Annotated in this window: 12 protein-coding genes; 8 read left to right on the top strand and 4 right to left on the bottom strand. The window is 69.9% G+C overall.

Going from position 1 to position 12,242, the window contains the following annotated elements; translation table 11 throughout:
- Window positions 1-4 precede the first annotated feature (4 nt).
- Both efp and nusB read left to right on the top strand, forming a co-directional pair.
- Complete coding sequence (efp, locus tag LDL49_RS15895; RefSeq protein ID WP_225291800.1) at window positions 5-565, top strand: elongation factor P; 561 nt, start codon at window positions 5-7, stop codon at window positions 563-565.
- A 1-nt stretch (window position 566) separates the two neighbouring features.
- Window positions 567-977: a transcription antitermination factor NusB gene (nusB, locus tag LDL49_RS15890; RefSeq protein ID WP_225291799.1), complete on the top strand. Its 411-nt coding sequence runs from the start codon at window positions 567-569 to the stop codon at window positions 975-977.
- A gap of 326 nt (window positions 978-1,303) precedes the next feature.
- On the opposite strand, the gene LDL49_RS15885 is transcribed toward nusB, so the two are convergent.
- A complete protein-coding gene (locus LDL49_RS15885) occupies window positions 1,304-1,984 on the bottom strand; it encodes a hypothetical protein (RefSeq protein WP_225291798.1) in 681 nt (226 codons plus the stop codon).
- Window positions 1,985-2,246: 262 nt separating this feature from the next.
- Between LDL49_RS15885 and LDL49_RS15880 the strand changes: the two genes are divergently transcribed.
- The 3 genes from LDL49_RS15880 (at window position 2,247) to LDL49_RS15870 (ending at window position 4,849) form a co-directional block, all read left to right on the top strand.
- Window positions 2,247-2,966, top strand: a complete 720-nt coding sequence (locus tag LDL49_RS15880) for a methyltransferase domain-containing protein (RefSeq protein ID WP_225291797.1) — start codon at window positions 2,247-2,249, stop codon at window positions 2,964-2,966.
- Window positions 2,967-3,008: 42 nt separating this feature from the next.
- A complete protein-coding gene (gene dinB / locus LDL49_RS15875) occupies window positions 3,009-4,250 on the top strand; it encodes a DNA polymerase IV (RefSeq protein WP_225291796.1) in 1,242 nt (413 codons plus the stop codon).
- Window positions 4,251-4,453: 203 nt separating this feature from the next.
- Window positions 4,454-4,849 (top strand): SCO2097 family morphological protein, encoded by a 396-nt coding sequence (locus tag LDL49_RS15870; RefSeq protein WP_225291795.1) that lies wholly within the window; start codon window positions 4,454-4,456, stop codon window positions 4,847-4,849.
- A 72-nt stretch (window positions 4,850-4,921) separates the two neighbouring features.
- On the opposite strand, the gene LDL49_RS15865 is transcribed toward LDL49_RS15870, so the two are convergent.
- Genes LDL49_RS15865 through LDL49_RS15855 form a run of 3 tightly spaced genes read right to left on the bottom strand, consistent with a single transcriptional unit; the run spans window position 4,922 to window position 9,650 of the window.
- On the bottom strand, window positions 4,922-7,351 hold the full coding sequence (locus LDL49_RS15865) for a transglutaminase TgpA family protein (RefSeq protein WP_225291794.1): 2,430 nt from the start codon (window positions 7,349-7,351) through the stop codon (window positions 4,922-4,924).
- Window positions 7,348-8,610 (bottom strand): DUF58 domain-containing protein, encoded by a 1,263-nt coding sequence (locus LDL49_RS15860; protein WP_225291793.1) that lies wholly within the window; start codon window positions 8,608-8,610, stop codon window positions 7,348-7,350. The genes LDL49_RS15865 and LDL49_RS15860 overlap by 4 nt, the downstream gene beginning before the upstream one ends.
- Window positions 8,607-9,650, bottom strand: a complete 1,044-nt coding sequence (locus LDL49_RS15855) for an AAA family ATPase (RefSeq protein ID WP_372470370.1) — start codon at window positions 9,648-9,650, stop codon at window positions 8,607-8,609. The genes LDL49_RS15860 and LDL49_RS15855 overlap by 4 nt, the downstream gene beginning before the upstream one ends.
- Window positions 9,651-10,058: 408 nt before the next feature.
- Here LDL49_RS15855 and mraZ point away from each other — a divergent pair, with 408 nt between their 5' ends.
- The 3 genes from mraZ to LDL49_RS15840 all read left to right on the top strand — a co-directional run bounded on the left by mraZ (window position 10,059) and on the right by LDL49_RS15840 (window position 12,179).
- Window positions 10,059-10,490, top strand: a complete 432-nt coding sequence (gene mraZ / locus LDL49_RS15850; RefSeq protein ID WP_225291791.1) for a division/cell wall cluster transcriptional repressor MraZ — start codon at window positions 10,059-10,061, stop codon at window positions 10,488-10,490.
- 215 nt (window positions 10,491-10,705) lie between these two features.
- Window positions 10,706-11,677, top strand: a complete 972-nt coding sequence (gene rsmH / locus LDL49_RS15845; protein ID WP_225291845.1) for a 16S rRNA (cytosine(1402)-N(4))-methyltransferase RsmH — start codon at window positions 10,706-10,708, stop codon at window positions 11,675-11,677.
- Window positions 11,661-12,179 carry a hypothetical protein gene (locus LDL49_RS15840; protein ID WP_225291790.1) on the top strand — a complete coding sequence of 173 codons (519 nt, stop codon included), beginning with the start codon at window positions 11,661-11,663 and terminating at the stop codon, window positions 12,177-12,179. Before rsmH ends, LDL49_RS15840 begins: the two co-directional genes overlap by 17 nt.
- Window positions 12,180-12,242: the final 63 nt, after the last annotated feature.

Here is a 12,242-nt window from a genome sequence, read left to right as displayed (position 1 = left end):
ACGAGTGGCGACGACCAACGACCTCAAGAACGGCATGGTGTTGAAGCTCGACGGCGGTGAGCTGTGGGCCGTTGTGGAGTTCCAGCACGTCAAGCCGGGCAAGGGCGGCGCGTTCGTCCGCACCAAACTCAAGAACGTGCTCTCGGGCAAGGTCGTCGACAAGACCTTCAACGCCGGCGTGAAGGTCGACGTGGCCAACGTCGACAAGCGCGAGATGCAATATTCCTACAAGGACGGCGACGACTTCGTCTTCATGGACACCGAGACCTACGACATGGTCAACGTGCCCTCCGGCACGGTCGGCACCGCCGCCAACTACATGCTCGAGAACACCCTGGCCACGATCGCCTTCAACGAGGGCTCGGCGCTCTACATCGACCTGCCCGCGGCGGTCGAGCTGATCATCGCCAACACCGAGCCCGGCCTGCAGGGAGACCGCTCCACCGGCGGCACCAAGCCCGCCACGCTGGAGACCGGCGCCGAGGTCAAGGTCCCGCTCTTCATCACCACCGGCGAGAAGATCAAGGTCGACACCCGCAGCGGCGAATACCTCGGCCGGGCCTGAGGTGTCGGCGCGAGGCAAAGCACGCAGGCGTGCGCTCGACATCCTCTTCGAGTCCGAACTGCGCGGCGAGGATCCGCTACGGATCCTCGCCGAGCGGGTCGAACGGCAGGAACCCCCGGTCAACGAATACACCTCGACCATCGTCGAGGGCGTGGCCCGTCACCAGGCCCGCATCGACGAGCTGATCACCACCTACTCCGAGGGCTGGACCCTCGACCGCATGCCCGCCGTCGATCGCAACCTGCTGCGGGGCGGCACCTACGAGCTCCTGTGGATGCCCGGCGTCCCCGAGGGCGTGGTCATCAGCGAGTGGGTGCACCTGGCGGGCGAGCTGTCGACGGATGAGTCGCCCCAGTTCGTGAACGGGCTGCTGGCCCGCTTCAAGCAGCTGAAGCCAAGTATCACTCTTTAGACAGCCTCTTCGGATGCATCGGGTTCTACCCGCGGCGGATGCCGGCCCCTCCGAGTAGAAGAAGTTCCTACTTCTGATCCGAAGTCCGTCCATATTCGTGAGGTACGTTCCAGACACGCGGCCTGCACGGCTTGCGCTAGGCGAGGGACGTGTATGCCGCACGGTCAACCGTTCGACGCCCGCCGGGCGCGCGGTTGACCGTGCGGCTCGGCAGGAGCCCACCCGCCCCGGTCCCGTCCCGCGTCAGAAGACGGCGCTGGCCATGGGCGCCGACGCCCCACAAAAGCCCCGCCGGCCCATCCCAGCCGGCGGGGCACCACGTTGCTCTACCAGGTCCAGTCGGAGTGCGCCTCGGCCCGCCACGCCTTGGGGAAATACTGCTGGATGGCGAAGGCCATGCCGATGCCGCGGGCGATGAACTGGTCGCGCTCCAGCTTCCTGGTGATCGGCCGGCCGGGCGCGCCCTGGTTGTCCCACCAGGACTCCCACTGCTTGACGCAGGTCTTGCGGCCGTACTTCGCGTTGGTACAGGGCGCGGGCGGCGACCAGATCTGCGTGTGGCCGAAGTCGACGACCTTGCCCGAGGACTCCTCGGTGATGGTGCCCCAGGCCTTGAGGCAGTACGCCTGTCCGGGGATGTCCCACTTCACGTAGTGCTGTCGGCCGCTGGTGGCCAGGGTGCGCAGGTCGCCGCACGTGGCGTCGCCGATCTGCTCCTTGGTGATCCGTACGCGGTAGTAGGTGCCGTTGTCGCGCCAGCCGTCGAGCATGACCCAGTCGCCGTCGTGGACGAACTTCTCCGCGTAGCTCGGCGGCCACTTGGCGGGATCGCCCCAGCTGATCTCCGAGGTGGTGTCCGACAGCGGCTTCCAGGCCCACTGCCCGGCGGCCCTGCCGTCGGCCCAGAACTGGCCGGCGCTGCGCGACATCATGCGCGAGTACGCGCCGTAGACCTCGCCCGCCGTCTCCGCCTGAGCCGGTACGGAGGGCAGGAGCCCCAGGGCCACAACTGCCAGCGAAATATACCGAAAAATCCTCATAAGTCCCTCTGTGTGTAGAACGTCGCCTGTAACTCCATCGCACCGGGCGGCGCCGGCGGGCGCGCTTCGGCGATCCTGGAAGCGAGGAGGCGGAGCGGGCGATCTCCCACAGCGCGTAGTCTTGGGCGGAGTCAGGGACATGGCCAGGGACCAGGTTCGTGGAGCAGAGGGAGGCGAGCCGAGGTTGCGTTCTGAAGGGCGTACCGCGGGCGTGACGAGGACTCCGGCGGTGCGGACCGCCGTCGTCTGGGCGGCGCTGCGGGCGGTGCTGGCCGAGCGGGCGGCCGCCACGGGGCGCGACGGTCTCGACATCGTCGACGCCGGCGGCGGGACCGGCGGGTTCGCGGTGCCGCTGGCCGAGCTGGGCCACACGGTCACCGTGGTCGACCCGAGCCCCGACTCGCTGGCCGCGCTGGAGCGCCGGGCCAAGGAGAAGGGCGTGGGCGTGCGCGCCCTGCAGGGCGACGCCGCCGACCTGGGCGACCTGCTCGACCATGACAGTGCCGACCTGGTCCTCTGCCACAGCGTGCTCGAATACGTCGAAGACCCGATCAGCGCCCTCACGGCCGTCGCCGGAGTGCTGCGCGCGGGCGGCGCGATCAGCGTGCTGGCCGCCAACCCGGTGTCCAGCGCCATCCACCGGGCGCTCGCCGGCCAGTTCGACGAGGCCAGGGCCGTGCTGAGCGACCCGAGGGGCAGCTGGGGCGACCGCGACCCCACCCCGCGCCGCTACACCGCGGAGACGCTCGCCCAGCTGCTGGCCGCGACCGGGTTCACGGTCGGGGAGGTGCACGGCGTGCGCGTGTTCGCCGACCTGGTGCCCAGTAGGCTGGTCGACGGCGAGCCGGGCGCCGCCGAGGCCCTCGTGGCGCTCGAACAGGCCGCCGCCGTCCATCCCGTGCTGCGTGACATCGCCACGCAGCTCCACGTCCTGGGCCATCGCGGCTGACCTGTCCCTACCATGGAACACGTGTTCGGATAGAATGGTGGCGTGTCTCGCAAGCAGATCACGGGCATCGGCCCCGCTCCACAGACCGGGGCCGATGACGGCGGCTGCCCGATCCTGCACGTCGACATGGACGCCTTCTTCGCCAGCGTCGAGCTGCTCGACCGCCCGGAGCTGCGAGGGCGCCCGGTGATCGTCGGCTCGCCGGCCGGGCGCGGCGTGGTGCTCAGCGCCACCTACGAGGCCAGGGCCTACGGCGTGCACTCGGCGATGCCGATGAGCAGGGCCCGCCGGATGTGCCCCCAGGCCACGATCATCCCGCCCAGCCACGGCAAATACTCCGAGGTCTCCAAGGGCGTCATGGAGGTCTTCCACGCGATCACCCCGATGGTCGAGCCGATCGCCTCCGACGAGGCGTTCCTCGACGTCGGCGGCGCCCGGCGCAGGCTGGGCTCGCCAGTTGAGATCGCCGCGATGATCAGGGCCCAGGTGCTGGAGCGCTATGGCATCACCTGCTCGGTGGGGGTGGCGAGCAGCAAGTTCGTCGCGAAACTCGCCTCGAAGCAGTGCAAGCCAGACGGCCTTCTGGTGGTGCCCGAGGGCGAGGTGGTGGATTTCCTCCACCCGCTGCCCGTCTCGGCCCTGTGGGGCGTTGGAGAGCGCACGGAGCAGTCCCTGACGCGCCTCGGCATCCGCACGGTCGGCGACCTGGCCAAGGTTCCCGTCAACACCCTGCGGCGCGAGCTGGGCCAGGCCGTGGGGGGCCATCTGGCCGCGCTGGCATGGGGGCGCGACGAGCGCCCGGTGACCGCGCACGTGCCCGACAAGAGCATCGGCAACGAGGAGACCTTCGCGGCCGACGTCGACGATCCCGAAGTGATCAAACGCGAGTTGCTGCGCCTGTCCGAGCGAGTGGCCTCCCGGATGCGTAAGGCCGGTCACGTGGGCAGGACTGTGAGCGTGAAGCTGCGCCGTGCCGACTTCTCCACGATCAACCGGTCCAAGACCCTCAGAGAGCCGACCGACGTGGCCCAGGAGATCTACGCGACGGCCTGCGAGCTCTTCGAGGCGGCCGGACTCGAGCGGGTGCGGCTGCGCCTGGTCGGGGTCAGGATGGAAAACCTGCGCCCCGCCGATTCATCCTCCCGCCAGCTCGGTCTGGGCGAGCGGGAGACCGGCTGGCGGGAGGCCGAACAGGCGATGGATCGGGCAATCCGCAGATTTGGTCCAGATGCGGTGCTCCCGGCGTCGCTTGTACGCGGCAGACTTGATGAAATGGAGGCATGACGTCGATGTCACGATTTCTGGGGAGGGGCGCTGGATGACCCACAATGGAGTCATGACGTCACCTCCGGTTTGGTCTGCGTTGGGCGTTCGCTTTCGCCTACGTCTCCAGCCTCGTATTCTGGGGATAACCGACCGCGAGGTTCGGACACCCCGTGTCGTCCGTTGCCGTCTTCCCCGTCCTGGGGCCGTCCTTGGGAGGCGCCGTGCCGCTCTCTGAGCACGAGCAGCGCTTGCTCGACCAGATCGAGCAGGCCCTCTACGCCGAGGACCCGAAGTGGGCCAACACCGTAAGGATCAGTGACCCGCGCAGCCATTACAAACGTCGCCTCATCAAGGCCTCCATCGGCTTTGCGCTCGGCGTCGTCCTGCTGATGGTCGGCGTAGTGATCAATATGATTCTCCTCGGCGTCGGCGGTTTCGTGGTCATGCTCGTCGCGTGTCTGTGGGGTCTGTCCAGCTGGAAACGTATGAACGGGTTCGGTGACGCCGCGCCCGCCTCCGGTGCGCCCGTCTCGGGCAAGCAGGCCCGCCGGGGCAATCGAGGCAGCTTCATGGAGCGCATGGAAGAGCGCTGGCGCCGTCGTAACGACGAGCGCTGAGCGCCGGACGACCTCCAGACGACCGTGCGGCCGCCCCCGGAAGGGGGACGACCGCACGGTCGATTCGGACGGTCACGACCCCTTCTGGGCCGCCGTCCGCCGCCACCTGATGTTCTCCAGCCGGTCGAAGCCGTCGAGCACTCCCTCGCCCATCTGACGCAGCCGCCGCAGCGTCGACGGGGGCATCAGCAGCGCCCGCACCCGCCTCCAGCGCGACACCGTGGCCGCCAGCGCCTGCCGTACCTTGCGAAGGTCCTTCTTCATCGGCGCGATCTGGCCGGCGTCCCGCGCGAACAGCGCCCGCTCGACCGCCGAGGCGATCGTCGCGATGGACGCGGCCGGCTCGGCCCCGAACTCATAGCGCTCGGTCAGCCGCCGCGCCAGCGCCCGGGGCGTCTCGCTGGGCTCGCGGGCCATTCCGTAGTCGTACAGCACGTCGTCCAGCTCCGCCCAGGCGGCCGCCACGGCCGGGTGGCTGCCCGCCACGACCCTGGCCGTCATCTCGTCCGACGGTTCGGAGACCTTCCAGCCCAGCGCGCGGACCCGCCTGCTCCTGGTGATCAGCCGTATCCCGGCCGGGATCAGCAGGATGAGCAGGAGCACGCCCGCGCCGATGCCGATCTTGCCGATCAGCGGCATCGAGTCGTCCACCGGCAGCCCGCTGTCGGCGATGGTGGCCTCGCGGTCGAGCGCGCGGGGGTTGTCCCGGTTCTGCGGGCCGAGCGGCGAGTCGTCGGCCGTGCTGGTCGCCCCGGGCGTCGGCGTCGAGCTGTCGCTCGTGGAACGGGGGAGCGGCTGGGTGTAGGCGGGCACCCGGGCGCTGCCCTGGCCGAGCGAGCCCGTCGGAGTGGGCTCGAACGGCAGCCAGCCCACGCCGTCGAAGTACAGCTCCGGCCACGAGTGGGAGTCGTTCGTGCCGACCGTCCACCTGTCGCCGTCCTTCGTGCCGCCCGTGTAGCCGATCGCCACCCGGGCGGGGATGCCCACCAGCCTGGCCAGCACCGCCATCGACGTGGCGAACTGCTCGCAGTAACCCGCCCTGCTGCGCAGCAGGAAGTCCTTCAGCGCGGAGTTGCCGGAGCCCTGCGTCCTGAGGCTGTAGGTGAAGTCGCCGGTCTTGGTGAAGAACTCCTGGATCTTCACCGCGGCCTCGTAGCTCGTCCGGGCGTTCGCCGTCACCTTGGCCGCCAGGTCCCTGATCTCCGAGGGCAGGTTGTCCGGCAGCTTGAGGTAACGCGGATCGCTCGCCGAGGCCCTGGCCTGCGGCAGCGTCTCGAGCAGGTCGCCGGTCACCGTGGGCTCGGTGGTGAGGACCTCGTAGCCGAGCCCGGCGGCCTCGTCCCGGGTGGAGAAGACCATCAGGGTGGTGGCGTCCGCGCGCCAGTCGCCGTCGATGTTGATCTGCCTCGGCGGGTACGGCAGGGGCAGGAAGGACAGCCGCTCGATCTCGTCACTGAGCTGGATCTTGGTCGTCACGTTGGAGACCTTGGTCGCCGGTGACAGGCCGGGCGGACTGGGCAGTGGGCCGTTCTCCGTCTTGTTATCCGGTGTGCCCTTCGGCTCCGTCATGCCGAACTGCTCGCCGTCGAAGGTGTCGAGCGAGTAGATCCGCAGGTATCGGGGCTTGTCATCGGTGTTGGTGTAGGACAGGACGACGCGCCGTTCCGGCAGCTCCAGCTGGCCCTTCAGGCCGGCGATGGGGTTCGGGATGCTGATCGAATTGCCCCTGCCCGGCCCATTGCCGCCCACCCCGAAGGTGAAGAACGACACCGGTTCCATCGCCGGCAACGCCGCGGGCACCAGGACCGCCAGCGCGATCGCGGCGAACCCGATGCGCTTGCCCGACAGGCGCAGCCCCCGCGTGTCCGCCGTCTCGCGCTCGGCGCCCGGCACCGGTGAGGTGGCGACGCGGGTCCGCCGGACCAGTACCGCGCGGCCCCAGTGGCCGACGCGTTCGCGCCCGTCGGCGATCAGCAGGCTGGTGAAGCCGAGGGCGGCGATGATGAACGCGGGCCAGCTGATCGGATCCGGCAGGATCGTGGCCGGCACCGTGGCCAGCGCCAGCATCGGCAGCCCCGCCAGCGCGGCCCGCCGCAACCGGGCGGCGAACAGGTCCACCACGAGCGCGATGAGCCCCACGCCGCCGGTCGTCAGCAGCGCGATGCCCTCGGTGGCGGGCACCGGCGCGGCGAACCGCTGGATGTCGGTCCAGCCGGTGCCCAGCAGCTTGACCAGCTCCACCACCGACCCCTTGGTCGGCACCACCCAGGCCCACGCCTTGTCGGAGGCGAAGGCCATGGTCAGATAGATCCACAGCGCGGCCACGCTCACCAGGGCCGCCGCCCACGCGGGCAGTGACAGCCGACCGCTCACCAGGCCACCGCACATCACCGCGAGCACCGCGCCCAGCGACCCCCAGAACCAGGAGCCGCCATGGAACAGCGGATAGAGCAGGACGGCCGCGCAGAACGTGGCCACCGCGGAGGCGATCGACAGCCTCATGCCACACCTCCCGCCGGGCTGAGCGCGTACCTGCCGCGGTTGGCGGCGTCCTGCCAGACCGAGGCGATCGGGACGCCGGCGGGCAGTCGCACGATGCGCCACCCGTAACCGGCGAGGACCGCCTGCACCGCCTGGTAGTTCTCCGTGGAGCCCGGCTCGCCGCCGTCCCACGTGCCCACGTCGAGGAGCACGGCCACGCCGGTGATGCCGCTGTGCCTGAGCCGGGCCAGCTCCCTGGCCTCCTCCGGGTCCAGCGAGCCGAGCACGGCCACGATCAGCCCGTCGCCGCCGCCCTGGCGCAGCGCGGACACGCCCAGCTCCAGCGAGCGGGCGGGGCTGTGCCGTACCACCGCGAGGGTGTCGAGCAGCGACCAGCTCAACCCGGTGTCGGTCAGGTGCTCGGCGCCCTGGTCGGTCACCAGCCGCAGGCCCAGGCCCTCATGGGCGAGATGCACGCCGATCGAGGCCGCGGCCGAGACCGCCACCTCGAAGGAGGAGCGCGGGCCCTCGCCGCGGTGGGCGTAGCGGCGCGTGTCGAGCAGCAACGCGCCGCGGCTCTGCCACTGCTGCTCCTCGCGCCGCACCATCAGCTCGCCGTGGCGGGCGGTGGAGCGCCAGTGCACCCGCCGCAGGTCGTCGCCCTGCCGGTACTCGCGCGGAGCCACGTCGTCGTCGCCGGCCGCCGCCACGCTCCTGGTGCGGCTGTCGCCGCCCCCGGTCCACTCACCCGACAGCCGTACGTGGGGCAGCGCCACCACCTGCGGCGTCACCACCAGCGTGTCGCTGATCGTGAACCCTCGGGTGAGCTCCACCAGCCCGAACGGGTCGGTGATGCGCACGGACAGCGGGCCGATCGTGTAGCGGCCCCGCAGGTCGGAGCGGACCCGGTAGTCGATCTCCCGGATCCCGCGCGACTCCACCCGGTCCAGTACGAACCGGGGCCGCACGCCCAGCGCGTACGGAACGGTGTCCTCGATGAGCAGCAGCCCGGTGGGCAGCCGGGTGACGTTCTCCAGGCGCAGCGTCACGGTCGCCTCACCGCCCACCTCCGCCCTGGCCGGGTCGAGGCGCCGCGCGCAGCTCAGCCGGTAGCGGGTACGCGCCACCACCATCGCGGCGAGCAGCGGCAGCGCCGTCACCAGGACCCCGATCCTGAACAGGTCGTTCTCGCCCAGGAGGAAGGCCATCAACATCGCGGCCACCCCGGAGGCCAGGAACGAGCGTCCCCGGGAAGTCAGCGCCCGCAGTCCGTCTCTCACGACGCTCGCGTCTCCGGCACGGGCACGCGCCTGACCAGCTCGGTCACCACCTGCTCGGGCAGGCGGCGCTGGCCCTGGGCCTCGACGCTGGGCAGCAGCCGGTGCGCGAGCACCGGCACGGCCAGCTCCTGCAGGTCGTCGGGGATGACGTAGTCGCGCCCGGACAGCGCCGCGTTCGCCCTGGCCGCCCTGACCAGCTGCAGGGTCGAGCGCGGCGAGGCGCCCAGCCGCAGGTCGGGGGAGCGACGGGTGGCGACCGCGAGGTCGATGGCGTACTTCTTGACCGGCTGCGAGACGTACACGCCGCGTACCGCCTCGATCAGCGCGCGCACCTCGGCGGTCGTCGCGACCGGCTGCAGCTTGTCCAGCGGTGGGGTGCCGCCGTGCACGTCGAGCATCTCCAGCTCGGCCGAGGGCTCCGGGTAGCCCATCGCGACCCGCGCGGTGAAACGGTCGCGCTGGGCCTCGGGGAGGGGATAGGTGCCCTCCATCTCGATCGGGTTCTGGGTGGCGATCACCATGAAGGGCGCGTCGAGCGGGTAGGTCACCCCGTCGACCGTGACCTGACGCTCCTCCATGCACTCCAGCAGCGCCGACTGCGTCTTGGGCGAGGCCCGGTTGATCTCGTCGCCCACCACGATGTTGGCGAACACCGGTCCCGGCTTGAACTCGAACTCCCGGGTCTGCTGGTTGTACGCGCTCACACCGGTGATGTCGCTGGGCAGCAGGTCCGGCGTGAACTGGATGCGCCGGACCGGACAGTCGATGGACCTGGCCAGCGCCTTGGCCAGCATGGTCTTGCCGACTCCCGGCACGTCCTCGATCAGCAGATGGCCTTCGGCCAGCAGGACAGTCAGGGTGAGGCGGACGGCGTCCCCTTTGCCCTCGATCACCGACTCGATCGCCTGCCGAATCCGGTGCGCGGTGGAGACCAGCTCGTCGAGCCGGCTAGGGACGTCATGGGTTACTGCCACCAGGCCTCCATGAGAAGTGCTACGGCAGTCCCGCGTGCCGGGGCGTGATTGCGGGAGCCATGCCATTCCTTTTCCATTGTGTGTACGACCCTACGACGCTGGGGGTTCTTGGGCGACTTTTACCGATATTCCAGAGAACCTGCCCCGAGTTGCGGTTGTTGCGTCATACGGGTGCGAATCCCGTGACAGTGGCCCGCGCGATGCGCTCCACTTTCCACCACGCGGCGCTTCGTGAAGCGCTTGATCCGCTAATTCCATGGTCATTCCAACCCTCGACACGCCCATGAGGGTTGGGCCGCGCCCCACCGCCCCCCACCCGACGACGTGGCTCTGACCTGCACTAACGCGCGGCGATCTAGTGACGAAGCGGCTGGGAATCAGTTGACGGTGGGGAGAAGTGGAGTATGGTGGTGCGCAGTGGAGGGCCCGGTGCGCCAGCGCTGAGCGCTTCGCTAGGCACGGGAGGTGGGGCCGATGTTCCTCGGCACCCATCAGCCGCGTCTGGACGACAAGGGACGGCTGTTCCTGCCGGCTAAGTACCGTGAGGAGCTGGCGGAGGGTCTTGTGATCACCAAAGGCCAGGAGCGATGCCTCTACGTCTTTCCCGTAGAGGAGTTCCAGCGCATTACCGAGGCTCTCAGCACCGCCCCGGTCACCGCCAAGGCGGTGCGCGACTACAGCCGCGTCTTCTTCGCCAGCGCGTCCGACGAGACGCCTGACAAGCAGGGGCGCATCACGATCCCGCAGAGCTTGCGCCAATACGCGGGCCTCGTGCGTGACTGCGCGGTCATCGGGGCCAACACCCGGTTGGAGATCTGGGACGCCCAAGCCTGGGAGACCTATCTCGAAGCGCAGGAGCAGGCGTTCGCCGATCTGTCGGAGGAGGTGCTGCCAGGGATTCTCTAGAGCCACGGTCGATCCGTCGGAGATGTCGTTCGGCGAGGTCTCCACCCGCAACCACTGCCCGCCAGCTGATGCACCTTCCCCGGTGTCAGATGGCAGGCGTCCACGAAGAGGGTGCGGATGGGGACCTGGCCGGACGGCGCCGGGTGGGGGCCAGGTGGGCCGATGATCGTCCGGACGCGTCATCCGCGAGCAAGGACGCGAGAGGGGGGTTGGAGATGTACGACAACGCAGGCACGGGCGGTCACGTTCCGGTCATGCTCGACCGCGTATTGGAGCTCTTGGCTCCGGCGCTGACCGGCCAGGAGCCCGTCGTCGTCGACGCCAACCTCGGCCTCGGTGGCCACTCGGAGGCCCTGCTCGCCGCTCATCCGTCTCTGCACCTGATCGGCATCGACCGCGACCCGTTCGCGATCGAGTTCTCCACGCGCAGGCTCGCCCCCTACGCCGACCGGACCACGCTGGCCCACGCCTCGTCCGACGAACTGGCCGACGTGCTCGCCCGCGCGGGCCGCGCCACCGTCGACGCGGTGCTGTTCGACCTGGGGGTGTCCTCGCCGCAGCTGGACGAGGCCGAACGCGGATTCGCCTATTCCTATGACGCTCCGCTCGACATGCGGATGGATACGGATCAAGAGCTCACAGCGGAGAAGGTGGTCAATACCTACTCGGCCGGGGAGCTAACCCGCATCCTCCGCGATTACGGAGAGGAACGGTTCGCACCGCGTGTCGCACGGCTAATTATCCAGGAAAGGGCCAAGGGCCCCATAACGTCGACTAAGCGGTTGGCCGAGATCGTTCGTCAGGCGATTCCAGCCGCCACCCGGCGCACTGGGGGCAACCCCGCCAAGAGAACTTTCCAGGCGCTGCGCATCGAGGTCAACGCGGAGCTCGCCGCCCTGGAGGCGGCGCTGCCCGCGGCGCTCGACGCGCTGGTGCTCGGTGGGCGAGTCGTCGTGCTCTCCTACCACTCCCTGGAGGACCGGCTCACCAAGCAGGTCCTCGCGGCGCGAACCAAGGACACCGGCCCCCCCGGGTTGCCCGTCCCGCTGCCGGCTCATCAGCCGCGGTTCCGCCTGTTGACGAGGGGAGCCGAGCTCCCAAGTGAAGAAGAGTTGGCCCGCAACCCGCGGGCGACCTCGGCCCGGCTACGGGCGGCAGAGAGGATCCGTGTTGACCACCAGGACTGAGCAGGAGAGCAGGCGAGGCGCGGCCGTCCGCGGCGTACCGCCGAAGACGGCGCCCAAGCCCGGCCCGCGCAGGCCCGGCGTGCCTCACCAGTCCAAGCCCATCCCGCGATCGCGCCCCGACGCTCCCGAGACGACCGGTCCCGGCGGGACCCCGGCGAGCCGGGAGCGGGCGCGCCCGGCGCTCAAGCGACGTCCGTCGCGGGGGCGCCAGCGGGCCCCGTTCGTGCTGCTCGTCGTCGGGCTGATGTGCGGCGGCCTGCTGAGCCTGCTCCTGCTCAACACCGTTCTCGCGCAGGACTCCATCACCGCGGCCAACCTGCGTAAAGAGATCGAGGTGGCACGGCAGGCCAACGAGGACGCCAAGCTCACCAACGAGAAGAACATGGGTCCCGGCCCGATCGCCGACCAGGCCGAGATGCAGGGTCAGCACCGTGACTGGGACAAGCCCAACGTGCTGACCGAGGCGGGCGCCGTCACCAGCCAGGCGGACCAGGGACGGTGAGAGACACAGGCGGCAGGGGGCAGGGTCCCGGCCGCGGCGGCGCCGGTTCCCAGGGAGGGCCCG

Origin of the sequence: Nonomuraea aurantiaca (assembly GCF_020215705.1) — a bacterium.
GTDB classification, from domain to species: Bacteria; Actinomycetota; Actinomycetes; order Streptosporangiales; family Streptosporangiaceae; genus Nonomuraea; species Nonomuraea aurantiaca.
The sequence above is the reverse complement of the archived record's forward strand: the minus strand, read 5'-3'. Positions and strand labels throughout refer to the sequence as shown.

Excerpts from the sequence above, each read along its gene's own strand:
- rsmH (WP_225291845.1), top strand. The coding sequence starts at position 10,706 with ATGTACGACAACGCAGGCACGGGCGGTCACGTTCCGGTCATGCTCGAC.
- mraZ (WP_225291791.1), top strand. The coding sequence starts at position 10,059 with ATGTTCCTCGGCACCCATCAGCCGCGTCTGGACGACAAGGGACGGCTG.
- LDL49_RS15865 (WP_225291794.1), bottom strand. The coding sequence starts at position 7,351 with ATGAGGCTGTCGATCGCCTCCGCGGTGGCCACGTTCTGCGCGGCCGTC.
- LDL49_RS15855 (WP_372470370.1), bottom strand. The coding sequence starts at position 9,650 with ATGGCATGGCTCCCGCAATCACGCCCCGGCACGCGGGACTGCCGTAGC.